We start from the raw sequence: 23,154 nt of genomic DNA, 5'->3' as shown, positions 1-23,154 counted from the left end.
GATTAAATCACTTTATTCAAAGCATCTTGTAAAGCTAACTTTTCTTCATTGGACAATGGCTTACCATCTGCATTACTGATATGAAAGGTATCTTCAACGCGTTCCCCGGCAGTTGCAATCTTGGCATGATGTAGCTGAATATGCTGTTGATAAAAAACATGGCTAATTGCTGCCAATAAGCCTGGTCTGTCCCCAGTGACCAAAAACAATAAGGTTTGATTCTGCTTTGGATGTAAACTAAATTCAAGGCTGGGCTCAACATTAAAATGGGCTTGTGTGCGGGTTTGTCTGCGTTTAATAATGGATGGGAGGCGCTCCTTCGATTTAAGATAATATGTAAGGCTGTGCTTGATTTTATCTGTTTTTTCCTTCGAGGTTATTTCACGATTTTTTTCATCCAAGATGACGAATGTATCAAGATCAAATTGGTTTTTTCCTGTTGAAATAAATGCTTCTTGAATGGTGCAATGCAGGTTGTTCAAGACAGTTGAAATAATAACAAATCTGTCCTCGCGATGAGGCAGATAAGTGAATACTTCCGTGCCGCCTTGACTATGGTGAGGCATAATCATAACGAGCGGGTATCGCTCACAATCTAATATGGATCCGGTATGTCTTGTTATGATTTCTGGGGATTCATGTAAAAAGTACTTCGTTTTGATTGATTGCCAAAGTGTAAGGATAGCGCTTTTTTGATACCCCATTGCGAGTAACTGGGATAGAGATTGTTGCTGTCTTTCTTCGATAATCACGGATTCATTAATCAATGCGCGTTCATCATGCATCACTTGTTTAGCTGACCGATATAATTCTTTAAGGAGCGAATCTTTCCACGCGGTCCACAAAGCAGGATTTGTTGCACAAATATCTGCGACAGTCAGTAGGTAAAGATAGTCTAAGTAGTCAGGTTTGGGTAAATGTTGACAAAAAGCATGGATGATTTGTGGGTCATAAATATCCGAGCGCTGGGTAGTTTGAGACATCAACAGATGGTTTTCAACCAGCCAAACTAATAAGTCTATTTTGTCATTTTCGAGGGAATGGGATATCCCAAAATCGCTTGCTTCTTTTGCGCCAATTTCGGAATGATCGCCGCCCCTACCTTTGCCAATATCATGGAACAGTGCTGCTAAATAAAGGATGTCCTTGTTAGGCAAATCTGACATTAAACGATAGGCTAGGTTGAATTTACCCTCATAGGCTGGGTCTAGAAATCGTCCGATATTTCGAATGACAAAGAGCGTATGTTGGTCAACAGTATAAACATGGAATAAATCATATTGCATCTGGCCTGTTACATGAGAAAAGCTCTCCAAATAACGCCCGAGCACGCCATATCGATTCATTTGATGGAGTGTTTCATAGGGTGAATTATCTTGCTGGAATAGGGCTAAAAATAATTTTTTTGCTTCGCTCATATTTTTAAAACGACGATTGATCAAATAGAGATTTTGTCGAATTAGGCGAATTGTATTTGCACGTATACCACGTATAGAAGGATTCTTTGCCATGGTATAAAATAAACGTAATAGTACGATCGGGTGTTGGTGGAAGATGTGGGGTTTACAGATTTCAATGTGTTGGTTAGACACTTGTAAGCAATCGTCTATTGGTTTGATTTTCTGTTTTTGATGAAATACGATTGTTTCATTGAATAGTTGTAATAACATTTCGTTTAGCTCACGAGTTCGTTTGATGACATTGAAATAAGTTTTCATTAGTTGCTCAATGGCTAAATTTGCATTGTTGTCTTGAAATCCAAACAATCGAGAGAGTTTAATTTGGTAATCAAATAAAAGCCTTTCTTCCGCTTTTCCAGCTAAGAAATGGAGGCTATTACGTATTTGCCATAGAAAATGTTGGCATTGAACCAATTCTTCATATTCCTTATCATTAAAAAATCCGCAATTAATTCCATCAGCTAATTTTTTGATTCCAAAATGGCGTTTACCAATGCTTAAAATGATTTGCAAATCTCTCAGACCACCTGGACCATATTTGACATTTGGTTCTAAGTTATAAGCTGTTTCACCATATTTTTCATAACGCTTTTTTTGTTCAGACAGTTTTGCCTGAAAAAACGTCTCACTAGTCCACATTTGACTCGGGTGGGTTTGGAAGGCAAGTGAATCCATTAAGTCCCCTTTTCCAGCTAACATTCTCATATCGAGAAGAGAGGAAATCACACTCAAATCGTTTGCAGCCAGCTCAGCAAGTTGTTTTACAGTTGTTATTTGATGACTAATCGTTAAGCCCAAATCCCAGCAATCCTGGATAAAAAGTCCCGCCTTCTGTTTGCCAGTTTCGGATAGATTTTTGCTGCTAAGAATAACCAAATCAACGTCGGAATAGAGCTGCAATTCGCGACGACCATAGCTACCAACTGCCAGTATGCCTATCGCATATCGATTGAGTTGATGTTTTTGGTAAAGAGATACAATCAAATTATCGATATAATTAACCAATTTGGTAGTAAATTGGGGCACTGACAACTGGTGGATTTTTTCTCCCAATTGTTGCTTAAATTGACTGATATGCTTGCTTGGGGATGTTGAGGGCATTGTTTTTTAAAATTATAAACGGTTCATAAAGGATAATAGCTTGGCGAGTTGTTAGCAGCAAGTCTTTGCAACAAAAAGGATAAACAAAATTAAAGCTTCTCCCGGGCTTGATAAGCCCGGAAGTAAGAAAATAATTATATACGCATGGGCGCTATTTTACTGACCATATACTTTTTCCATCTCTTTCAATCGTGCCTGCATCATTTGATCCATTTTTGTTTTTTGATCGGGCGTGAGAACCATATAGATGTCATGCTTCATCTTTATTTCTTGACGCATCATCTTTTCTGAAATGGTATTCATATCAGAAATTAATGATTTCAATTTCTGTTCGTCAATTTCTTTGTTATGGCTCATCATGACCATTTTTTTGTATAGCCCCCATTTTTGCACACGATATTCTTTCATATCGTCATAGCTTGCGTCTTTAATTTGTTTGATTTTATCTGTTTGTTCAGTGGTTAAACCAAGTTCTTTTTGCCAATCCATCTTAGCCGTTTGACCTGATTGAGATGCGTCAGGTTGGGAATGTACCAGTGTTGGTTGCATAAAGAAAAATAATAAAAACAACATTGCGATTAATGTGGGACGCTTATTCATAATAATTTCCTTATTTTGATTTTTTTATCAATACAAGTATAGAAGCTGTTAATTAAAATGCAATGACAACTGATAGGGCTATATACATTCGAGAAATAGATGAATTTAATTGCTAAAAATGCTGTGTTGTGATATAAAAGCGGGGCATTTAACGACTCACACGTTTTCGAAACATGTGGTTGGGTCCTGAAGATTTGACATTCGGGTATCACATGGGGAGCGTGGAAGCATAACCCAGGAGTAATTATGTCTGTAAGCATGAAAGAACTGTTAGAAGCGGGCGCGCATTTTGGTCACAGAACGCGCTACTGGAATCCAAAAATGGCTGAGTATATTTTTGGTTCACGCAATAAAATACACATTATCAACCTTGAAAAAACAATGCCAATGTTTCAAACAACATTGGATTATATTGCTAAGCTAGCTGCTAATAAAGCAAAGATTTTATTTGTTGGTACAAAACGTGCGGCACAAGAAAGCATTCGCACTCACGCAGCGCGATGCGGTATGCCGTTTGTCGACCATCGTTGGCTTGGTGGGATGCTAACCAACTATAAAACAGTCCGACAGTCTATATTTCGATTAAAAGAATTGAAAGACATGCGTGATCGGGGTGATTTCGATAAAATGATTAAGAAAGAAGCCTTGATGCTAAATCGAGAGCTGGACAAACTAGAGCGTAGTTTGGGTGGTATAGAGAACATGGGCGGCTTGCCTGATGCTCTTTTTATTATTGATGTTGGATTTGAGAACATCGCTGTCCAAGAAGCACGACGTTTGAGAATTCCAGTTATCGGCGTTGTCGACACCAATAACGACCCTGATTTGGTTGATTATGTCATTCCTGGTAACGATGATTCAATGAGAGCAATTGATATCTATGTTCGTGCCGTAGCTGATACGATTCTAAAGGCAAGAAAATCGAGCCCAGGACAAGAAGATTCCAGTGAATCAGAATATGCCGAAGAAAGTGAAAGTGATTCGGGTGCAAAACCGAAGTCAAAGGCTAAATCTGAAGAACAGGTTGCTGAAAAACAGGCTAAGAAGTCAGAAGCTAAGGTAGAAGAAAAGCCTAAAGCAAAAGCTAAAGTAGATGTTGAGGATGAACAAGCTGAAGAAAAGGTTGCAAAGGCCAAAACAAAAGCGAAATCTGAAGCCAAGCCGAAGGTAGAAGAAAAGTCTAAAGCTGAAGCCAAACCAAAAGCAGCAGCTAACCCAAAGGCGGCCACTAAGGCCAAAGCGGAAGCTAAGCCTGTAGCCAAAGCTGAAAAAAAGACTGAAACTAACGCGAAAAAAACATCCACAACAAAAGCAAAAGACACTAAAAAGTAAGCAAGTGAATAAACTATGAAATGAATTAAAGAGGGGGCTGTCGATGGTGTTAAAACCAGAACAAGCCCCCTTTTTAGTATCTCTGGAGGAATAATCGAATGGCTATTTCAGCAAAACAAGTTGCCCAACTCCGTCAAATGACCGGTGCAGGTATGATGGAATGTAAAAAATTCTTAGAAATTACGGATGGCGATATCGACAAAGCAATTACTGAAATGCGCAAAGCTGGCCAAGCTAAAGCAGATAAAAAAGCAGGTCGTATTGCAGCGGATGGTGCTGTAGTTGTTGCATTATCAAATGATAAAAAACAGGCTATGATGATTGAGGTTAACAGTGAGACTGACTTCGTTGCTCGAGATGAAAACTTTGTTAGCTTTGCAAACAAAGCTGCAACGGTTGCACTAAAGCACAACGCAAGCTCAGTTGCTGAGCTAAGTGGCTTGCCAATAGCCGATGGTCAAACGGTTGAAGAAGCGAGACAACAGCTCGTCGCTAAAATTGGAGAAAATATCCAAATTCGCCGTATGGTAAGTATGAGTGCTGATAGCGTCATTGGCTGTTACTTACATGGTAGCCGAATTGGAGTCTTAGTTGGCATGAATTCAGGAGACGAAACATTAGCAAAAGATCTGGCGATGCATGTCGCGGCTAGTAAGCCAATGGTCGTTAATTCCAACCAAGTATCAGCAGAAGCTATTGAAAATGAGCGTGAAATATATACTGCACAAGCGCGTGAAAGCGGTAAGCCAGAAGAGATCATTGCAAAAATGATTGAGGGCAGATTGAATAAATTCATTGATGAAGTCAGTTTATTAGGACAACCTTTTGTAAAAGATCCTAATAAGAAAGTCAGTCAGCTTTTGAAAGAGAAAAATGCTGATGTAGCGCAATTTATTCGTTTTGAAGTGGGCGAAGGCATTGAAGCAAAAGAAGATAATTTTGTTGAAGAAGTCATGGCACAGGTTCGAGATCAATGAAGAATGAGTCAACGTTGAAATATAAGCGAATACTACTTAAATACAGTGGTGAAGCATTGATGGGTCAATCTCAATTTGGTATTGACCCAGCTGTTTTAGATAAAATAGCTAATGAAGTCGCTGAGCTTGTTAGCATGGGTGTCGAAGTTGGATTAGTTGTTGGAGGCGGTAATTTATTCCGAGGTAAAGCATTATCAGCGGCGGGTATCGGAAGGGTGACTGGCGATCATATGGGTATGTTAGCAACTGTTATGAACGCACTTGCCTTACGTGATGCACTTGAACGAATTGATCTACCTTCACGAATTATGTCGGCTATTCCAATGTTGGGTGTTGTTGACCCCTATCATCGACGAAAGGCAATCACGCATCTTAGAAATGGCCATGTGGTAATATTTGCAGCTGGTACGGGGAATCCTTTTTTTACAACTGATACAGCAGCCTGCCTACGGGCAATTGAAATTGGTGCTGACCTAGTTATTAAAGCCACGAATGTTGATGGTGTGTATACCGCTGATCCAAAATCAAACCCAAATGCAACAAAGTACGATTTTCTTACGTACAATGATGTGCTGCAACAAGGGTTGCAAGTTATGGATTTAACTGCTATTTGTTTATGTCAAGAGCAAAATATGCCTTTGCAAGTATTTGATTTACATACGGATGGGGCATTAAAAAAGATTGTTCAGGGTGAAAAAATAGGAACCATTGTGGGAGCAAACAATGATTAAAGATATTCAAAAAGACGCAGAAGCGCGTATGAAGAAAAGCGTTGAAAACTTATCCTCTGAATTAACTAAAGTAAGAACGGGCCGTGCAAATGTTGGTTTATTAGACCACGTCGTAATTGATTATTATGGAAATCCAACGCCTCTTAATCAGGTCGCCAGTGTCACAGCATCCGATCCCAGGACATTATTGATAACCCCGTGGGAAAAGGCATTGGTCGCTACGATTGAAAAAGCAATTATGGATTCCGGTTTGGGATTAAACCCTTCGTCAGCAGGTTCGGCGATTCGTGTACCCATGCCGCCGTTAACCGAAGAAAGACGCAAGGAACTTATAAAAGTTGTGCGCTCTGAAGGTGAGCAGGGTCGGGTTGCGATTCGAAACATTCGTCGGGATGCGAATACCCAATTTAAGGAATTGGTAAAAGAAAAAGCGATCTCTGAGGACGAAGAAAGGAAAGCCACAGAGGATATGCAAAAATTAACAGACAAATACATTCACCACGTTGATGAAGTATTAGCTTCTAAAGAAAAGGATTTGATGGAAATCTAGGTGATGTGCAATTGTATGGGCGACCCTACAATTGCACACCTGCGTTCATTTCTAGAGCTGCTTGAATCGTATTTTCAAGTAAGCATACTACTGTCATAGGTCCCACACCACCCGGAACGGGTGTGATTGCTGCGACACCCTTCGAAACCGCCTTTTCAAAGTCAATATCGCCACATAATTTTCCCGAAGGCAGCCTGTGTATACCGACATCGATGACTATTTGCCCCGGTTGCAGCCAATCACTGTTTACTGCTTCTCGGTTCCCGGTTGCACTGATGACAATATCCGCTTGCTCTATGTGCCTTTTTAAGTTCTTTGTTTTGCGATGACATATGGTAGGCGTTGCATATTCTTTAAGTAACTCCCATGCCATTGGACGACCGACAATATTAGATGCACCAACAATAACGGCATTCTTACTTTTTACCAATAAATCATAGGCTGATAATAATTCCATGACACCTTTGGGGGTGCAGGGTCTTAAGCATTTAAGTCCTTGAGCAAGTAGTCCGGTATTATAAGGATGAAACCCATCGACATCTTTATTGACTGAAATTGATTGAATGATTTTGTCTTTGCTGATATGACTGGGGAGGGGTAATTGCACGAGAATGCCGTGTATGGTTGGATCATGGTTTAATGAGTCAATAACCGAAAGTAGTTCAGCCTGACTAATATGACTGTCCAGGCTAATAAATTTTGATGATATCCCAACAGCTTGGCATGCTTTTTGTTTATGGTTCACATAAATTGAGGAGGCAGGGTCATTTCCAACTAATATAACAGCCAAAGTAATCGACTTGTGGTAGGTCGTTTGAAAATTGTCAACGTCTTGCTTGAGCAAAACCTTCTTTTTTTCAGCTAATAACTTTCCATCTAAAATAACTGTGGACATAGTTGATTCCAAATATAAAATCTGGATTTTAGCAATTTCAAACACGTAAAAACAGTTATTAATCGAATGAAATTGCCATTTTTTTATCATTCTGGTTTAAAACTTGATTCAAATACAATAAGTTAGCTTGAAAAAGCATGGTCTGCGTGCTATGTTAAAAAAAAATAATTTTATTTTTTTCACCAGGGAGCCAGGCTTGAAATTCAATTTTATAAATGTGGCGTTATTGTCTTTCTCTGCAAGCGCATTTTCTCTTGGTATGGGTGATTTGCAAATAAAATCTTATCTTAATCAGCCTTTTTATGGTGAAATTAAACTAATTGATGTGGGAGATGTACCTCTCACTGGTATCCAAGCTGCTGTCGCATCCCTCGCCGATTTTGAACGGATTGGCTTAAATTACGATGATGATTTAGATAAGTTAAATCTCAAAGTTAGAAAAAATGAAAAGGGTGAGCCCGTTATTGTCATCACATCGACTGAAAGAATTAATGAACCTTATCTTGAGTTAGTCGTTGACTTAGCGTGGTCCAACGGTCAATTATATAGGGCCTATACTTTGCTCTTAGATCCTCCCAAATATGAGATCAAGGCGGAGCTAGGACACCGCACTTCATCGCTCCCATATGGAAAAAAAGGGAAAGAAAGAGGGGTGGTGGAAAAAGAAGTTTACGTCGATAAGACAGTTTCTCCAAGCCAAGATGATATCAATCGGCCTGAGTCATCCTATGGCCCAACCACAGGTAAAGAAGACATTTATCAAATCGCTCAACGGTACGTAACTGCTAACACAACGTTACAACAAGTGATCCTTGCAATCAATGGTGCAAATCTAACTGCGTTTAAACAAGGTAATATCAATGGACTGATGGCAGGAAAAATACTCAAAATACCCTCTAATGATGATGTAACACAAATTCCTAAAGATTTGGCCGCTAAGGAAATCGCGGCACAAGATAAAGCTTGGGCAACTAAGCAGCCTATCGATCATGTACTTATCCCACCCTATACAAAAGGGATTGTTATTGCGCCTGATAGTAAGTTGGAAGAAATATCTAAACCTAGTAAGCCATTGGATGAGACAGGGAAGGAACAACCAAACGAAGATCAGTCATCCGATAAAGCAGACAATCAGCCTGAACAAGAGGAGCAGGGCATTACTGATGACAAGACTTCAAAAGGAGAGCAAACTGCTCAGGAAGGCCAATCAAAGTCTGTGATTTCGCAAAAACAAGAAAAAAGTGCGCTTTTATTTAATTTGTCGCCTGATTCCATACTGCCCACAATCGCTGGCCATTCTAATCAGCCTCAACCTGAACCTGAACAACCCAAGTTAGTTGAGAAGAAATCAGCGAAATTTGATGGTGCGAAAGTGAAAGACAACCAAGCTCCTTCAAAGCAACTCGATTCTACTCAACCTGATAAAGCGGTAAATGAGAAGGTAAGCCCCGAGATTGTTCCTGACTCAGTTTCAGGACTGAAGCAACAATTAACGGTGCTTAAGGAATCAAATAATCAGCTGCAACAAAAAATGGCGCAGAGAGATCAAGACATTGCACAATTAAAACAACAATTGAGCCTTCTTATCAAGACGAGGCAGGGAATTGCTGGGCAAACATCCAGTCCTGTTGGTGTAGAAAGTGAGTTTCCTTGGTTATGGATCTTTCTTCTATTAATTGCCGCATCTGCTGGTGCTGGTGGTTATTATTATCGAGAACAATTACAAGCATTATACTTGCGTCGAAAACATGGTATCGAAAAAGAACTGCCCAGGATTAAAGAAGAAATAGAAGAACCAATCCCACAACCAAAAGCCGAAGAGCCAGTTAAAACAAGTGAAGAGGGTTCAGAAACAGGTTCTCAATCTGGCGCTACTAAGTCACCTATCCGCAAAATTGATACGCCTGCTACAGTAATTTCACCAGAGGATATCGATCGTGAATTAGCTCAAATCAAACAAGGGGCTAGAGATGAAGCGTTAGATGAAGTGGAGCCTGATGAAGAAGTATCTGTTAAAATCAGTCGAAAATCTGCAAACGAAGAAGCGCCAAAACCCGAAAAAACCACCGAAAAAAAGGTGTCTAACAATATAGGCCAAAAAACGGAAAAATCCCCAGCAGGTACAGTGGCTTTATCCGAAAATCAAAAAGAGCCCGAAGAAGATAACCCCTCGCCCATTAGCAAAGAATCAAGTGATGATAGCCTGCAATTATCAGAAGAATTAAGTGCCTTAGAAAAGGATTTGGCTGAACAACAAGCCAAAATTGAAGAAGACACATTAAAACAAACTCCTCAAGCGGAGAAGGAAGCTGAAGTCCAGGCAGAACAAGAACATGCTGAAAATCTTCCAGACGTACCACAAGCTCAAATCACAGAACCAACAGAGAGTGAAAGTGTCGAATCAATCGAGTTTGAATCGACCCCAATTATCCCCGTAGCAGCTTCATTAGATAAGGGGGATGTTGAACAGCCAGACCATGCCAAAGAGGATGAGCGTGATGACGAAGGCCTGACATTTGAAAAAGTAGCAATTGAAAAATCAAAATCTCAGAAAGAAAAAATTGAGGAGGCTCCCGCTGAAGAGGATGAGAATCTTCTTGAGTTTGATATTGATACAGATGCTATTTTTGCGGCTAGTAAATCAAAAACTGAAAAGGATAATTTGTCTAAAGAGAACAATGAAGCGGATAAGCTGATAACCAAAGAGCCAAAAGCAGAAGCGAAAGAGCCAAAAGCAGAAGCGAAAGTGCCAAAAGCAGAAGCGAAAGAACTAAAAGAAGAACCCAAAGAGCCAAAAGTAGAAGCGAAAGAGCTAGAAGAAGAGGCGAAAGAGCCGAAAGAAGAAGTCAAAGCGCCAAAAGTAGGGGCTAAAAAATCAAAAGAAGAAGCGACAGAACTAGATGAAGATAACATACCCGTTTATGACATCGATGAAGAGTTCAATATTGATAATGAATTTTCTCTTGCTGATTTAGTCGAATCAGCAACTGGTCACTCAGCAGATAAACAAAGCGCTGCGGACAAGAAAAAGTTAGTTAAAAGTAAAAAAGCAATGGAAACATTGTTATCTTTAGCTGAAACCTATATCACGATGGGTGACAAAGAATCCGCGCGGCAATCACTAGAAGAGGTTCTGGAGTATGGTGATGATGCCCAAAAAGAAGCTGCCAAAAAGCTGATAAAAAATCTATAAGAAATAGAAAATAGATTTCGCTACATGATATTCAGTGATAATCAGTTGTAGGTTCAGCCCCGAGGGAAAAACAGAGAGTGTTCATCTAACTGTGTCACCTCATTGATTATCTAAGTCTCAGGTTCATACGGTCTTCAAAATAAATATGAAGCTGGGACGCGATAAGCGCCCAATTGTGCATGGGTTGATTCCATTTTTCCAGTACTTTTTGGCAAGTACAATAAATAAGCTTTATCAGGGCATTTTCGCTAGTAAAAGCGCCTTTGTTTTTGGTGTACTTGCGAAGGAGTTATTGTCAAATCTGGTGTATGACCAAAATAACATCAGGCGGCCTTCCTGTCTGATTGTTCAACCACCTGCACTCCATCTTCAAATTTAACATTATTAACCACAAGCGTTAATAAGTTAAACCCCCTAATTTTAATCCACCGCTTCTGAGCGGATTCCATTAGCTTAAATACCATTGCCAATATACTATCTCTTGAGCCACAGTTGTGAGACTTTTTGGTACGCAACCACACGGTTGCGAAGACCGATTCAATTGGATTTGTTGTTCGAATATCAATCCAATGCTCTGCTGGAAAATCGTAAAATGCAAGTAATTCCTCGTGGTCCTTTTTCAAGCACTCCATTGCTTTTGGATACTTGGGTGTAAATAGCTCCAATGCGTTGTCAAATGCCGTATAGGCATCTTTGCGCGTTGAAGCCATCCAGATTTCGTGTAGTGCTGATTTCACCTTTGGCTGCACAGACTTCGGTAGCTTATTTAGTACATTGGCTGTCTTATGCACCCAGCATCGCTGATGACGGGTATCAGGGGACACTTTGCTAATAGCATTCCAAAAGCCCAGCGCACCATCTCCTACAGCAAGTTTTGGCGAGTGCGAAAGTCCTCTTTGCCGTAAGCTCGTTAACAGTTCTTCCCAACTAGCTGAGGACTCACGGAACCCATCACTCACAGCGACCAACTCTTTTTGACCGTGCTCAGTAACGCCCATAATAACCAGCAAACACAGGCGATCATCCATTCGCACTTGGCTATAAATTTCATCTGCCCACCAATAAACATAACGCTTTCGACTTAGATCTTGGCGTTGCCAGCTTTGATGCTCTGAAAGCCATTGGCTTTTCAACCGAGATACCGTGTTCGCAGATAAGCCTTTTGCATGCTCACCTAATAGCGAGCCCAAGGCTTCAGTGTAATCACCTGTTGATAACCCTTTTAAATACAACCAAGGAATCAGTTCCTCAATACTTTTTGTACGCCTCAGATACGGTGGTAATAAATGGGTTTGAAAACAAATCCCAGAGCCACTGCGGTCTCGAACTTTAGGCACTTTTATTGTCACATCTCCAATACCCGTTTGAATCGTTCGTTCAGGAAAATAACCATTACGCACGATAGCTTGCCTGCCATCGATTAATTTTTAATCCTCATATTCAGACAACATGGCACCGAGTTCCGCCTCTACCGCTTGCCTAATTAAATCACGAGCCCCATTACGTTATAATTCAGTTAATGGATCGGCGATTTTTTGTTCTGGTGTAGTGACTTCTTTCAGATTACAATCCTTCATGGCGTATTTCCTTTTGTTGATTAATGTTCTTGGCGAACAATCAACAGGATACGCCACCTAATTTATTTTTCCCATACACCAGATTCGAGCATAACTCGTTAATCGTATACGTTCGGCTAAATACACCTACCGTTTAACTAAAAAATGCATAGACTGAGCTTTCTATTATCATTTTTGTAACTCCTCGTTTGTGAAATTAAGGGAACCATGCCTCAAACAAAGTGAAGTGCCATCATGATAAATGGTTTCCCGCCTGCGTGGGAACGACATGAATTATGAGCACTATTATCATTCATAATTCTAGTTACTTACAAAATGCCAGGATTCCTCAGCGCGCAGGCGGGGAGCCATCCCAAATTCAGCGTAGCGTTTGGGATTGCGTGGGCCGTTACACATTGTATTGTTTCATCCGATGCCTAGTTATCTGTGCCTTGCATGGCTTTAATTATCCGTTGCATGTCTTCATCATTGATAGCAATTAGACCAAAACGAAACGCATATCCCCAGTTTTTCTTATTGTTTATAAATCCAAGTTGACCTATCAAGGGCTGTATCGCTGCCACTTGTGACGTAAGCCAGTTTACATCCCTGCGAAATGGACAAAAGCCATTGCCCATATCGACTTGATAGGGATCGCCCTCTTTAATTTTTCCTAATGCGGTAAACGATTGTAGCTTGTCTTTACCTCCAAATGTGATGGTAGGAGAATAATAGACGACCCAATCATTGGGTTTCATACGTTGTAAAGGAGCGCACTTACCATGACAAACTTGCATAAATCCTTCTTGCCGACCTATTTGAACATGCTCTGCTGAGGCAATAGCTATCCAATTTGGCATGATAAAACTCCTTTATACAAGGGATTAATGAGATGAGACAGGATACCGGTATATAGTGACAGTTTTTGTCAGTATAGATAGCATTGTGGCTACCGGTGGTTATTTTAAACAGTTGCGGAGCTCATTACAGAAGCTGTCTACTTCAGACTCCATATTAAAGTAATGTAAAAAGGCGCGAACTAATGCAGGTAACTTTCTTTTTGCCAGATCTAATCTCGCTTACTCCCAAATTGCTCCTCATATATTGAGCTAAATGTTGGATTCTCTTCCGCATAAGTAGTAGAGATAGTTCAAGAGCACACCTATTGTCAACACAGCCTAATATTTCCTTAATTTTTATTCTGTATAATAAACGCTCATTTGTCGAATTAGTAGGTGTTATTCTATGGCTACTCATGTAATTATTGGCGCGGGTTTAGGCGGTCTGTATGAAGCAACTCGGTTATTAAATTTAGGGGTTAACGCTAAAAATATAGTAATTATAGAAAAGCGTCCGGAAAATAATTATACTAGACCAGGCCATTTGAATCATGAAACATTTGAAATAGTTTCTTATAATACAGGTATCGAAACGCCCCATTCGGAAGCGCATCACATCAAAGAATTAGAGCGCGAGCTGTACAGAAACTTAAAAGATTTAAAAGTTTCCTTTATTGATGAAGAATTTATCGGATTGCAAGCCGAAACCGAAACTAAAGTCAAAGGGGTAATCACTCTTAAAAAGGATAATTCATTTGGCGTATATCCTGCTGATTATGTTTTTGATTGTTCAGGAAGAAAAGCCGCTGTAGTGCAAGCGGTCAATGAATATCAGCAATCAATCAACGCTGGCCCCGTTTTTGAAACACAATCATTAGTTGCTATTAATCCCATACCAGATCATATAGTGGCACATGTAATAATTCCTAATAATGATTCTTTGTTAACTTATGTGCCTATACAGGACACGAGCATGCCGCTGAATGTTCAACGTAGCTCATTACAAAGGAACATCGAAATAAGAGAAAAATTGCTAGCATTAGGATGGTATTATGAGACGTTTCCAACGTTTTATACCTACAGTCAAGGATCGAAGGTATGCCTCTATATGGAGGCACCAGCTAATTTAGATCAAAATCAACAGCGAGATTGGATGAAACTGCTGTTGGATATATATAGCGATGGTAAGATTAACGATTATACTGAGTTGAAACCCTCAAGAAAATATGGTGTGAAACCTCGGATAGTAGGATTCCAAAGTATACCTTATGTATTAAACAAAGTAATTCATGAATCTAAGTGCTTACCTACCGTAATTGTAGGTTTTGATGCACTAAAAGGTTTTGATTATCGTCTTGCGCACGGTGTAAATTCAGGAATAACGTGTTTCGAACACGTAATTCAAAATATAACAGTTAAAGACGGAAGCATACAATCTATTGATGCACTTGCTATTGAAAACAAAACATTTGAATTTATTAATGGGCAATATAAAGAATCATTAACCAGTATGTTAAGAGGAAGAGAAAAATGCATATCAAGTGGCATCGATTATTTTAGTGACATTTATGAAAAAGCAGCTACAACATTGCCCAATTTAAACGAAGATAAGAAAAATGAGTATCAACTGATCGCGGGCAACTTAGCTTACAAAGGAGTTAAAGAACAATTTTCTCAAATAGCGACCAGAGAACGCTCTCCCGTATTGAGTCTCGAGGCTCTAAATATATATTGGTTGGTTAATAAAAGCTCACAATATGATGCCAGTTACTTTTACAAATGAGCATAAGGATGTAAATGATAAATTGTTGTTTGCCATTAATACTATTATTTTAGAAATAAGCACTTTTAATATTATACAAGCTCTTCTCCAGACTAAGTCCAACTCCAGCAGAATACGCTCTTTATTTGAAAGTATCGAAAAAAAATTTCAACGATTAGAAGAGAGTTCTGAAAAAAATGAAGCATTAAGTAAAATAAAAGAAATAATTGAGTCAATTCCTCAATCGCAAGTTAAGGATACTGTGCCATCAACATTTTTTAACTTACCAATTTTGGATAATTCTGATTTGTTATTGCTTCTACTTTTAGCATCTAATATCGAAACTACATCTATATCTAAAGTTGGCAATAATGGTTTCTTTAGTAACAGCAATAACCCTCCGCAACGATTAGAAACTTTAGGTGAGGATGAGGAGTTAAAACCAAACTCGAAGAATTGGTGAGAAGACGGGGCTGAAAAGCCCAGCATGAAATCTTGATTCTTTACAAGGAATAAGGACAAATTAGTGGAGGAATGACTCCGCAGAAATATCCGTGGGATGCCATGTTCAACCTTAGATTTCACATATTAGTGGCGGATGGTACGGTAGAATCAAGATGGATATAAAACTGAGCTGTATTGCAAAGAGAAAGATTTAACCCGCAATTTTTCATTTTAGAGAGTTCATCTAACTGTGTCACCTCATTGATTATCTAAGTCTCAGGTTCATACGGTCTTCAAAATAAATATGAAGCTGGGAAGCGATAAGCGCCCAATTGTGCATGGGTTGATTCCATTTTTCCAGTACTTTTTGGCAAGCACAATAAATAAGCTTTATCAGGGCATTTTCGCTAGTAAAAGCGCCTTTGTTTTTGGTGTACTTGCGAATTTGGCGATGGAACCCCTCTACGATATTTGTGGTGTAAATGATGCGTCTTAGTTCCTCAGGGTATTTGAAGAATTGAGATAAAGCTTCCCAGTTATTATTCCATGACTTCATAACTGCTGGGTATTTCTTGCCCCATTTCTCCTCTAGCTCAAGCAGATGATGCTCAGCTAAATCTTTGCTAGATGCTTTATACACAAGCTTTAAATCAGCCATAAATGCCTTACTTGTGACTTTGCCCTCAACGCGTACTTTAAAATGCATGGCGTCTAAAAAGGCAATAGGATATTCAGACTCTAATGACCTATTGCGCCATTCGGTAATCATAGGCAACAATTTATCCGTGATGAGACTGATTTTAGCTGATGATACGTCAAGGCCATACATTTCAGCCAGGTGCTCACTTATAGCTTCATAGCTCATACCTAGGGCATATAACGCCAGCACTTTAGTGTCTAATGACTCATTTAATACCGTTTGACGCTTCTTAATAATTTCAGGCTCAAAAAGTCCTTCTCTGTCACGTCGAGTCTCTAATTCAAAAGCACCTGTTGTAGATTTCATTAACTTGGATGTTTTGCCATTGCGACGATTGCTAAGGCCCGACTCATGACAATCAGAAATATGAGCCTTCATTTCACCTTCCAAGGCTGCTTCAAGAAGCTCTTTAGTCAGAGGGGTTAAGATACCGTCTTTACCAGTAAGGGACTGGCCAGACTTTAATTGAGTTAAGGCCTCTGCCTTAAAATCGTTGAAATCAAAATTGGATAAATCTATCTTTTTATTCTTATTCATGATCACCTCTTTTAAGTGTTGAAATTATAACAAGTTCAAAGAGATGACACAGTTATTTAAACACTACCGAAAACCACTTTTTATTTAAAAAATTCCATATAATCCATGGGTTTTATGTTTAACCCAACGTTTCATTGATTATTCCATATGCTTGGGATTGGCTCTAATAAAGCGTCGGATCAGTAAATCATCGTTCCTAACCTTATCTTCGACAATGTGATGCTCCATCAGCACAAAATAGCTTTACAGTGACTAATACAGATTCTCTTCCACATCGCTTTGGTCGAATTGATCGTTGACAGGTGTGTATCCTGTATCATCATTCGGCTTTTCATTTTCGCGGAAAAATTCAATGATTGTGTGAGGTTGGTTAGCTTTCGCAAGTTGCCCTGTATTCTCATCGATTGGAATCGCAACGACATTTGCAGGAGGCGCTAGATCTCTGATAGGCAGTTTATCCATAATGCGTTTCATAAAATCCACCCACATCGGAAGAGCCAGCTGGGCAGCATACTCATGAACTGAACGAGGGTTGTCATACCCAACCCAGACAGTGCTAACTAAATCAGGGGTGTACCCTGAAAACCATGTATCGACTTGTTCGTTGGTGGTTCCTGTTTTGCCAGCAATATCCTCTCTTTTAAGTGTTTTGGCTGCTCTGGCTGTCCCTTTTTGTACGACATCGCGTAGAGCGGTAGTCATCAGGAAGGCCAAATCATTCGGTATGACTTGTTTTGCTTTCGTTTTCCTTTTATCACAGTCTAATGCACAAGCAATTTCGGGATTTGCTTTGAGGATGATGTTGCCATCAGAGTCTGTAATTTTTACGATAAGATAAGGATCCACTAAATAGCCACCATTAGCAAATACCGAATAAGCCGTCGCAATTTGTAAAGGACTCACCGATAAGCTGCCTAATGCGAGCGATAATGAATAAGGTAAGGAATTTTTATCAAATCCAAATTTTGAAATAAAGTCGATGGCGTAGTCTATGCCGATATCGTTTAGGATTCGTATTGAAACCAAGTTGCGTGATCGAATTAAACCTTGTTTTAGCCGAGTTGGGCCACCAAAGGTACGGTTAGCATTATGAGGGCGCCATAAACCCGCTTGGGACGGATCTTGCATAACGATAGGGGCATCGTTTACTAATGTGGCTAAGGTATAACCCTTATTTAACGCTGCAGCGTAAACAAAGGGTTTGAAGCTTGAGCCTGGCTGTCGCTCCATCTGGGTAACCCGGTTGAATTTGCTTTTTTGGAAATTAAACCCACCGACAAGTGCTTGGATGGCGCCGTCATTTGGACGCATCGCAATTAAAGCACCTTCAATTTCAGGAAGTTGTGCCAACTCCCACTCATCGCCAATTTTGCGCACATAGACGACATCGCCTACTTTTAATATTTCATTGGCGGTTTGAGGTGATTTTCCTACCCATCCATGGCGTAGAGTAGGGCGTGCCCAGCTCATACCTGACCAATTTAATTGAATATTTGTTGACTGTCTTGAAAGCAATTTGGCTTGCTTATTTTGGACTGACACGACGACCGCAGGTGTTAAATCTTGTATGATTGGATATTGCTTTAAAATGGTGTAAACACTATCCATTTTTTCTTCATGGACATCGCCAACATTGGCAATTGGTCCGCGATATCCATGTCGTTTATCATAAGCGATAAGTCCATCCTCAACTGCTTGATTAGCAGCTTGCTGCATTTTACTATCAATGGTGGTGTATACTTTGTATCCTTTTGTGTATGCATCTGGTCCGAAATGTTGGTACAACGAGTTACGTATCATCTCCGCCACATAGGGTGCTTCGACGTCAATGGTTGTTCCGTGGTATTTTGCGGTGATAGGCTCGTTGATGGCTTCGGCATAGGCTTCTTTTGTGATGAACCCTTCTTCTAATAATCGTTCTAATACATGATTCCGGCGTTTTTTGGCGGCCAGTGGATTAGCAATTGGGTTTTGGGTCGAAGGTGCTTGAGGGAGTCCCGCAATCATCGCTTTCTGGGCGAGGGTTAGTTCTTTAAGAGACTTACCATAATAGACCATCGCTGCAGCGCCCACGCCGTAGGCACGGTTTCCTAAATAGACCTTATTAAAATACAACTCAAGAATTTTTTCTTTACTTAATTCACGGTCGATTTTGATGGCTAATAAAATTTCATTAAATTTTCGAAAATAGGTCTTTTTGCGGCTGAGGAAGAAATTTCTAGCAACTTGCATGGTAATGGTACTACCACCTTGCGATTTACTGCCGGATTGGATGACGCTAATCGCAGCACGACCAAGACCCATGATGTCGACACCAGGATGTTCAAAAAATCGCTGGTCTTCGGTGGCCAGAACGGCATGGACAAGATCCTGCGGAATGTCTTTATAATCGACAGGAATACGTTTTTTTTCACCGTATTCCTGGATTAATAAACCATCTTTAGTATAAATGCGTAATGGCACTTGCAACTGAACCGTTTTTAACGACTCAACATCTGGTAATTGGCTTGAGGCATAGATATATAGAATGATGACCATCAGCAAAATCGCAAATGATAAGCTAATAAGCGCCCATAAACCAGTTCGCCAAAAGTATCCAATTTTTTTCATGATGTTAGCACATTAAGTAAATTACCCGGTATTATACCGGCAAATGAATATTATTAGCTAATTTTTCATATAAGTACACGGTTAAGCATTCATTAAGTGTCACCAATGTCTTTAACCACTATAACCACTTACTCATAGTTACAGTTGTTTTTTGTGACTCTGATGAGGTTTTGGTCGAGTCTTTTAGCAGCCCAAGCTGTGATGGTAAGGCCTTGGAAGTGTTTGCTGAGGCTTCTTGTTGAGTTCGCAGCTGTTGTTCATTTAATTCTTTTAATTGTTGGTATTCTTGTTGGAGGCTTTTCAAAGCTAACTGGGTTTCTTCCAATTCTTTGTTAGGTTGTGGTATTTCTGCTTTTGTATCAGACGATTTATTGGCTAACTTTTCAAAAAAGTTATAATGATCATCTAAAATTGCTTTAACATCTTCTTGTTGTTTATATATCGGTTTTATTGTTTCAAAAAAAGATGTGATTGCAATATTGCCACGACTCGCTTTAGTCCATGATGGTTTTAAACCTATCAAAGAATAGTGACCTAGCTGTTCAGAATCAATTTCAATGCTATTGCTGTTAGAAGTTTCTAATAAAAGTGATAAGTTTGCTAACAATTCACCCATTGATTTTTCGAGTTTATCCCGATTTTGAGTAAATTTGTCAATGTCGTAGGCACTCTCACGCCAATTGCAAATCGCTTTGACAACATACTCAATTAATTGCATACGAGCGCTGCCATATTTCTTAGCTTCTTCATTAAACTGTGCAAAACGATTTTCAATGTATTTTGAGTCTGTTTTATATGAATTAAATGATGTAAAGTCAGCTTCCGAAATTGAGCACCCAACTTGTTTGAGATAGTTGAGAGGAAAACGTGTTAATTCATTGATAAATAGCTGAAAATCAGTCATGCAAAACTCCTGTTTTAATGCAATCAAAGACAACTAGAGTAAAACATTACCAAACCGATGATGCAAGACTTTTTTGCAAAAATTATCTAATAGATTAATGTTATTATCTTTTTGGACCATCCATACCAATAAATTAAACGTATCTATTTCTATTTATTAAACTTTCAGCTAACATGAAAAGATTAGGGTACAACCCTATTTAAGAATAACAAATATAAAAAGGGAGTTGCGAGTCGTGCTGAAATGGTTTGGCCCCAAATCACAATCGATGCTCGGGATTGATATCAGTTCGCAGTCCGTTAAAATCTTAGAGTTAGAAAGAAACAATGACCAATATTCTGTGAAGGGTTTTGGCATAGAGCCTGTGCCTGAAGAAGCCTTTGAAGAAGGGATGATTGTTAACCATCAAATGGTTGCCGATGCGATACGTCGCGTTATTTCAAGGGAAAAGCTAACCTCTAAGCAAGCCGCTTTTGCAATTCCTGATTCGGCTGTCATCACACGTGTCATTCAGCTAAATGAAGGACTCAATGAAGACGAAATGGAAGAGATTGTTATTCTAGAAGCAGACAAATATATTCCTTATTCAATTGATGAAATTAATCTAGACTTTCAGGTGATAGGACCTTCGGCAAAAAATGCCTCCATGCTTGATGTGTTAATGGTTGCCTCACGCGCCACCAATGTTGATAATCGCGTTGAAGTAGCTCATCTCGCCGGTTTAACAGCGATGGTGATTGATGTGGAATCTTATGCCGTTGAAAGAGTGGTTGCTGAGGTGTCCCAGCAGCTTCCTGCAGAAGGTGTTGATAAAGTTATTGCGATTGTCGATATCGGCGCTAAGAACACCCATTTATTTGTCCTAGATGGAATGAAAATTATATTTTCTCGTGAAGAAGAATTTGGTGGAAATCAGTTAATTCAATCGATCATGAAAGTTTATAAAGTGAACCAATATGAAGCCGCACAAATGTGTATCCATGGGAAACCCGATGATTTTGACAAAAAGGTATGGCAACCATTTCAAGAATCACTCATGGTACAAATTAAGCGGACGTTACAATTTTTCTTCTCAACTAGTTCTCATCAATATATCGACTACATTCTATTGGCTGGTGGGGTGTCATGTTCCCCTGGATTAGATAAAGCAGTAGAAGCGTCTGTTAGCGTTCCAACTGCTCACCTTAATCCTTTTAAAAATATGAATGTAGACCCACCTTCAAAACAGGCTGATCTGGAGCTAAATGCACCCGCTTTATTGGTTGCATGCGGCTTGGCCTTAAGGAAGTTGGACAAATGACAGAAATTAACCTACTTCCCTGGCGCGAACTTAAACGCGAACAAGAAAAGAAACAATTTACAACGCTTATCGCTGGGGTCCTTGTTGCTGCGGTTGGTGTGGTTGTTTTAGCGAACTATTATATGAATACGTTAATTGACAATCAAACACAAAGAAATCACCGTATAAAACAAGAAATTAATCGCTTTGATCGTCAAATTTCAGAAATCAAAAAGCTAAAAGAAGTCAAGCAGGCTCTGATTTCAAGAATGAATATCGTTCAAAATTTACAAGCCACTCGACCGCTGACAGTGCATCTGTTTGATGAGCTGGTAGAGGTTATGCCCAGTGCTATTTATGTCACCAAGGTCGAAAGAAAAGATAATTATGTAACCATTTATGGCTATTCTGAATCAAATTCTAACATTTCGTTGTTGATGAGAAAAATTGAAAAGGATAAGTGGATTCAATCACCGGTTTTAACGGAAATTAAAAAGAGAAAAAATCAAAAAATCCGGGAAAAGAATGAGTTTGTATTAAGTTTCTACCTAAAATCACTTTGATATGAGATAGCGATAATGGCAGATATTAACATTAATGAGTTAACACTTGATAACATTGGTCAATGGCCGGCTCCCGTCAAGTATGCCATATGCTTACTTTGTGCGATCTTTGTTATTGCCATTGGTTATTGGGTTTTAATTAAGCCAAGTCAGGAACAATACGGTCTCTTGCAACAGCAAGAAACAGAACTAAAACGAGAATTTGAGCGCAAACAACGCCAAGCGGTCAATTTGACAGTGTATAAAGAACAATTGGTTGAAATGCAAAAACGATTTGGTCAAATGTTGCAACAATTACCAGCGAAACATGAAATGCCTGGTTTATTAGAAGATATTTCTAAAACGGGATTACAAAGTGGTCTGTCTTTTGAATTATTTGCACCACAAGCAGAACAACAATTTGATTTCTATATTGAGTTACCAATTAAAATTACAGTCGTAGGTTCCTATCATCAATTAGCCATATTTTTAAGCCGAATTGCCCAATTAAGCCGAATTGTTACATTACATGACTTTGTGATTGAAAAGCGCATTAAAAGGGATAATAACCAAGGTGAGCTATTAGTTATGAGCATCACCGCTAAAATCTACCGGTACCGTGCGATATGATTAACTACAATAAGATAAAAAAGGTCTGTTTGTTTAGTGTTATCTTAGCCACGTTGACTTCGTGCAGTGATAGTCATGATGATTTAAATCGTTATATTTTTGATGTTAAGAAACGTAAAGGGGCACCTGTCGAACCAATTCCTGAATTTAAAGTGCCCGATCAATTTAGTTATCCTGAGCATTTAAAGCGACGCAGTCCATTTACGCCAATGAGAGAGGAACAGAAAGAAAAGGTTGATGTTAATGCCCCTGATCAATCAAGGCCTAAACAGCCTTTAGAAAACTTTGCACTTGATTCCCTTAAATTTGTCGGTACACTAGATGATAGTCAGGCGAGATGGGGACTAATTCAAGCACCGAATGGTCGGATTTTCCGGGTAAAAGTTGGCGACTTTATGGGCAAAAATTATGGCCGAATTATCCAGTTAACTGATGAAACTTTAAAGCTAGAGGAAACCATTAAGATTGTTGGAAAATGGGAAAAGAAAATCATCACTTTAAAATTAAAATAA

17 protein-coding genes and 2 pseudogenes are annotated in these 23,154 nt (G+C 39.3%); 11 read left to right on the top strand and 8 right to left on the bottom strand.

Annotated elements, in window-relative coordinates; genetic code table 11:
- Positions 1 to 2: 2 nt before the first annotated feature.
- Together glnD and AB3348_RS01750 are read right to left on the bottom strand one after the other, a co-directional pair.
- Positions 3 to 2,561: a [protein-PII] uridylyltransferase gene (glnD, locus tag AB3348_RS01755; RefSeq protein WP_367605813.1), complete on the bottom strand. Its 2,559-nt coding sequence runs from the start codon at positions 2,559 to 2,561 to the stop codon at positions 3 to 5.
- Positions 2,562 to 2,717: 156 nt separating this feature from the next.
- The gene (locus tag AB3348_RS01750) at positions 2,718 to 3,161 is read right to left on the bottom strand and encodes a Spy/CpxP family protein refolding chaperone (RefSeq protein ID WP_367605812.1); all 444 of its coding nucleotides are present in this window, start codon (positions 3,159 to 3,161) and stop codon (positions 2,718 to 2,720) included.
- Positions 3,162 to 3,404: 243 nt separating this feature from the next.
- Here AB3348_RS01750 and rpsB point away from each other — a divergent pair.
- The 4 genes and pseudogenes from rpsB to frr form a co-directional block, all read left to right on the top strand.
- Positions 3,405 to 4,163: pseudogene (gene rpsB, locus AB3348_RS01745) on the top strand (30S ribosomal protein S2); the annotation flags it as partial.
- 428 nt (positions 4,164 to 4,591) lie between these two features.
- On the top strand, positions 4,592 to 5,470 hold the full coding sequence (tsf, locus tag AB3348_RS01740) for a translation elongation factor Ts (protein ID WP_367605811.1): 879 nt from the start codon (positions 4,592 to 4,594) through the stop codon (positions 5,468 to 5,470).
- Positions 5,467 to 6,201 carry a UMP kinase gene (gene pyrH, locus AB3348_RS01735; RefSeq protein ID WP_367605810.1) on the top strand — a complete coding sequence of 245 codons (735 nt, stop codon included), beginning with the start codon at positions 5,467 to 5,469 and terminating at the stop codon, positions 6,199 to 6,201. The genes tsf and pyrH overlap by 4 nt, the downstream gene beginning before the upstream one ends.
- Positions 6,194 to 6,751, top strand: coding sequence for a ribosome recycling factor (gene frr / locus AB3348_RS01730; protein WP_367605809.1), 558 nt, complete (start codon positions 6,194 to 6,196; stop codon positions 6,749 to 6,751). Before pyrH ends, frr begins: the two co-directional genes overlap by 8 nt.
- Positions 6,752 to 6,776: 25 nt before the next feature.
- Here frr and folD read toward each other — a convergent pair whose 3' ends face one another.
- Positions 6,777 to 7,646 carry a bifunctional methylenetetrahydrofolate dehydrogenase/methenyltetrahydrofolate cyclohydrolase FolD gene (gene folD, locus AB3348_RS01725; RefSeq protein ID WP_367605808.1) on the bottom strand — a complete coding sequence of 290 codons (870 nt, stop codon included), beginning with the start codon at positions 7,644 to 7,646 and terminating at the stop codon, positions 6,777 to 6,779.
- A 196-nt stretch (positions 7,647 to 7,842) separates the two neighbouring features.
- Here folD and AB3348_RS01720 point away from each other — a divergent pair, with 196 nt between their 5' ends.
- On the top strand, positions 7,843 to 10,839 hold the full coding sequence (locus AB3348_RS01720; protein WP_367605807.1) for a FimV/HubP family polar landmark protein: 2,997 nt from the start codon (positions 7,843 to 7,845) through the stop codon (positions 10,837 to 10,839).
- 323 nt (positions 10,840 to 11,162) lie between these two features.
- Here AB3348_RS01720 and AB3348_RS01715 read toward each other — a convergent pair.
- Positions 11,163 to 12,416, bottom strand: a pseudogene (locus tag AB3348_RS01715) (IS256 family transposase).
- 416 nt (positions 12,417 to 12,832) lie between these two features.
- Entirely contained in the window at positions 12,833 to 13,255 is a 423-nt protein-coding gene (locus tag AB3348_RS01710) for an EVE domain-containing protein (protein ID WP_367605806.1), read from the bottom strand.
- Between the two features lie 385 nt (positions 13,256 to 13,640).
- Here AB3348_RS01710 and AB3348_RS01705 point away from each other — a divergent pair, with 385 nt between their 5' ends.
- Positions 13,641 to 15,017: an NAD(P)-binding protein gene (locus AB3348_RS01705; RefSeq protein WP_367605805.1), complete on the top strand. Its 1,377-nt coding sequence runs from the start codon at positions 13,641 to 13,643 to the stop codon at positions 15,015 to 15,017.
- Complete coding sequence (locus AB3348_RS01700) at positions 14,992 to 15,459, top strand: hypothetical protein (RefSeq protein ID WP_367605804.1); 468 nt, start codon at positions 14,992 to 14,994, stop codon at positions 15,457 to 15,459. The genes AB3348_RS01705 and AB3348_RS01700 overlap by 26 nt, the downstream gene beginning before the upstream one ends.
- Before the next feature lie 246 nt (positions 15,460 to 15,705).
- Here the strand turns inward: AB3348_RS01700 and AB3348_RS01695 are convergent, their stop codons facing one another.
- From AB3348_RS01695 to AB3348_RS01685, 3 genes are all read right to left on the bottom strand, one after another.
- Positions 15,706 to 16,677: a transposase gene (locus tag AB3348_RS01695; protein ID WP_367605803.1), complete on the bottom strand. Its 972-nt coding sequence runs from the start codon at positions 16,675 to 16,677 to the stop codon at positions 15,706 to 15,708.
- 252 nt (positions 16,678 to 16,929) lie between these two features.
- Entirely contained in the window at positions 16,930 to 19,287 is a 2,358-nt protein-coding gene (locus tag AB3348_RS01690; protein WP_367605802.1) for a penicillin-binding protein 1A, read from the bottom strand.
- A 118-nt stretch (positions 19,288 to 19,405) separates the two neighbouring features.
- Positions 19,406 to 20,191, bottom strand: coding sequence for a hypothetical protein (locus tag AB3348_RS01685; RefSeq protein WP_367605801.1), 786 nt, complete (start codon positions 20,189 to 20,191; stop codon positions 19,406 to 19,408).
- A 235-nt stretch (positions 20,192 to 20,426) separates the two neighbouring features.
- Here AB3348_RS01685 and pilM point away from each other — a divergent pair, with 235 nt between their 5' ends.
- From pilM to AB3348_RS01665, 4 genes are read left to right on the top strand one after another with little or no spacing between them, the layout of a single operon-like run.
- Entirely contained in the window at positions 20,427 to 21,491 is a 1,065-nt protein-coding gene (gene pilM / locus AB3348_RS01680; protein WP_367605800.1) for a type IV pilus assembly protein PilM, read from the top strand.
- Positions 21,488 to 22,033: a PilN domain-containing protein gene (locus tag AB3348_RS01675; RefSeq protein ID WP_367605799.1), complete on the top strand. Its 546-nt coding sequence runs from the start codon at positions 21,488 to 21,490 to the stop codon at positions 22,031 to 22,033. Before pilM ends, AB3348_RS01675 begins: the two co-directional genes overlap by 4 nt.
- Positions 22,034 to 22,048: 15 nt before the next feature.
- The gene (locus AB3348_RS01670) at positions 22,049 to 22,642 is read left to right on the top strand and encodes a type 4a pilus biogenesis protein PilO (protein ID WP_367605798.1); all 594 of its coding nucleotides are present in this window, start codon (positions 22,049 to 22,051) and stop codon (positions 22,640 to 22,642) included.
- Complete coding sequence (locus AB3348_RS01665; protein WP_367605797.1) at positions 22,639 to 23,154, top strand: pilus assembly protein PilP; 516 nt, start codon at positions 22,639 to 22,641, stop codon at positions 23,152 to 23,154. Before AB3348_RS01670 ends, AB3348_RS01665 begins: the two co-directional genes overlap by 4 nt.

The sequence above is a fragment of the Legionella sp. W05-934-2 genome (assembly GCF_964199965.1).
Taxonomy (GTDB): Bacteria; Pseudomonadota; Gammaproteobacteria; order Legionellales; family Legionellaceae; genus JAFIFT01.
The sequence above is the reverse complement of the archived record's forward strand: the minus strand, read 5'-3'. Positions and strand labels throughout refer to the sequence as shown.

Bases quoted from the DNA above. Each gene is read 5' to 3' on its own strand.
- glnD (WP_367605813.1), bottom strand. From the start codon at position 2,561: ATGCCCTCAACATCCCCAAGCAAGCATATCAGTCAATTTAAGCAACAA.
- AB3348_RS01750 (WP_367605812.1), bottom strand. From the start codon at position 3,161: ATGAATAAGCGTCCCACATTAATCGCAATGTTGTTTTTATTATTTTTC.
- tsf (WP_367605811.1), top strand. From the start codon at position 4,592: ATGGCTATTTCAGCAAAACAAGTTGCCCAACTCCGTCAAATGACCGGT.
- pyrH (WP_367605810.1), top strand. From the start codon at position 5,467: ATGAAGAATGAGTCAACGTTGAAATATAAGCGAATACTACTTAAATAC.
- frr (WP_367605809.1), top strand. From the start codon at position 6,194: ATGATTAAAGATATTCAAAAAGACGCAGAAGCGCGTATGAAGAAAAGC.
- folD (WP_367605808.1), bottom strand. From the start codon at position 7,646: ATGTCCACAGTTATTTTAGATGGAAAGTTATTAGCTGAAAAAAAGAAG.
- AB3348_RS01710 (WP_367605806.1), bottom strand. From the start codon at position 13,255: ATGCCAAATTGGATAGCTATTGCCTCAGCAGAGCATGTTCAAATAGGT.
- AB3348_RS01705 (WP_367605805.1), top strand. From the start codon at position 13,641: ATGGCTACTCATGTAATTATTGGCGCGGGTTTAGGCGGTCTGTATGAA.
- AB3348_RS01700 (WP_367605804.1), top strand. From the start codon at position 14,992: ATGATGCCAGTTACTTTTACAAATGAGCATAAGGATGTAAATGATAAA.
- AB3348_RS01695 (WP_367605803.1), bottom strand. From the start codon at position 16,677: ATGAATAAGAATAAAAAGATAGATTTATCCAATTTTGATTTCAACGAT.
- AB3348_RS01690 (WP_367605802.1), bottom strand. From the start codon at position 19,287: ATGAAAAAAATTGGATACTTTTGGCGAACTGGTTTATGGGCGCTTATT.
- AB3348_RS01685 (WP_367605801.1), bottom strand. From the start codon at position 20,191: ATGACTGATTTTCAGCTATTTATCAATGAATTAACACGTTTTCCTCTC.
- AB3348_RS01675 (WP_367605799.1), top strand. From the start codon at position 21,488: ATGACAGAAATTAACCTACTTCCCTGGCGCGAACTTAAACGCGAACAA.
- AB3348_RS01670 (WP_367605798.1), top strand. From the start codon at position 22,049: ATGGCAGATATTAACATTAATGAGTTAACACTTGATAACATTGGTCAA.
- AB3348_RS01665 (WP_367605797.1), top strand. From the start codon at position 22,639: ATGATTAACTACAATAAGATAAAAAAGGTCTGTTTGTTTAGTGTTATC.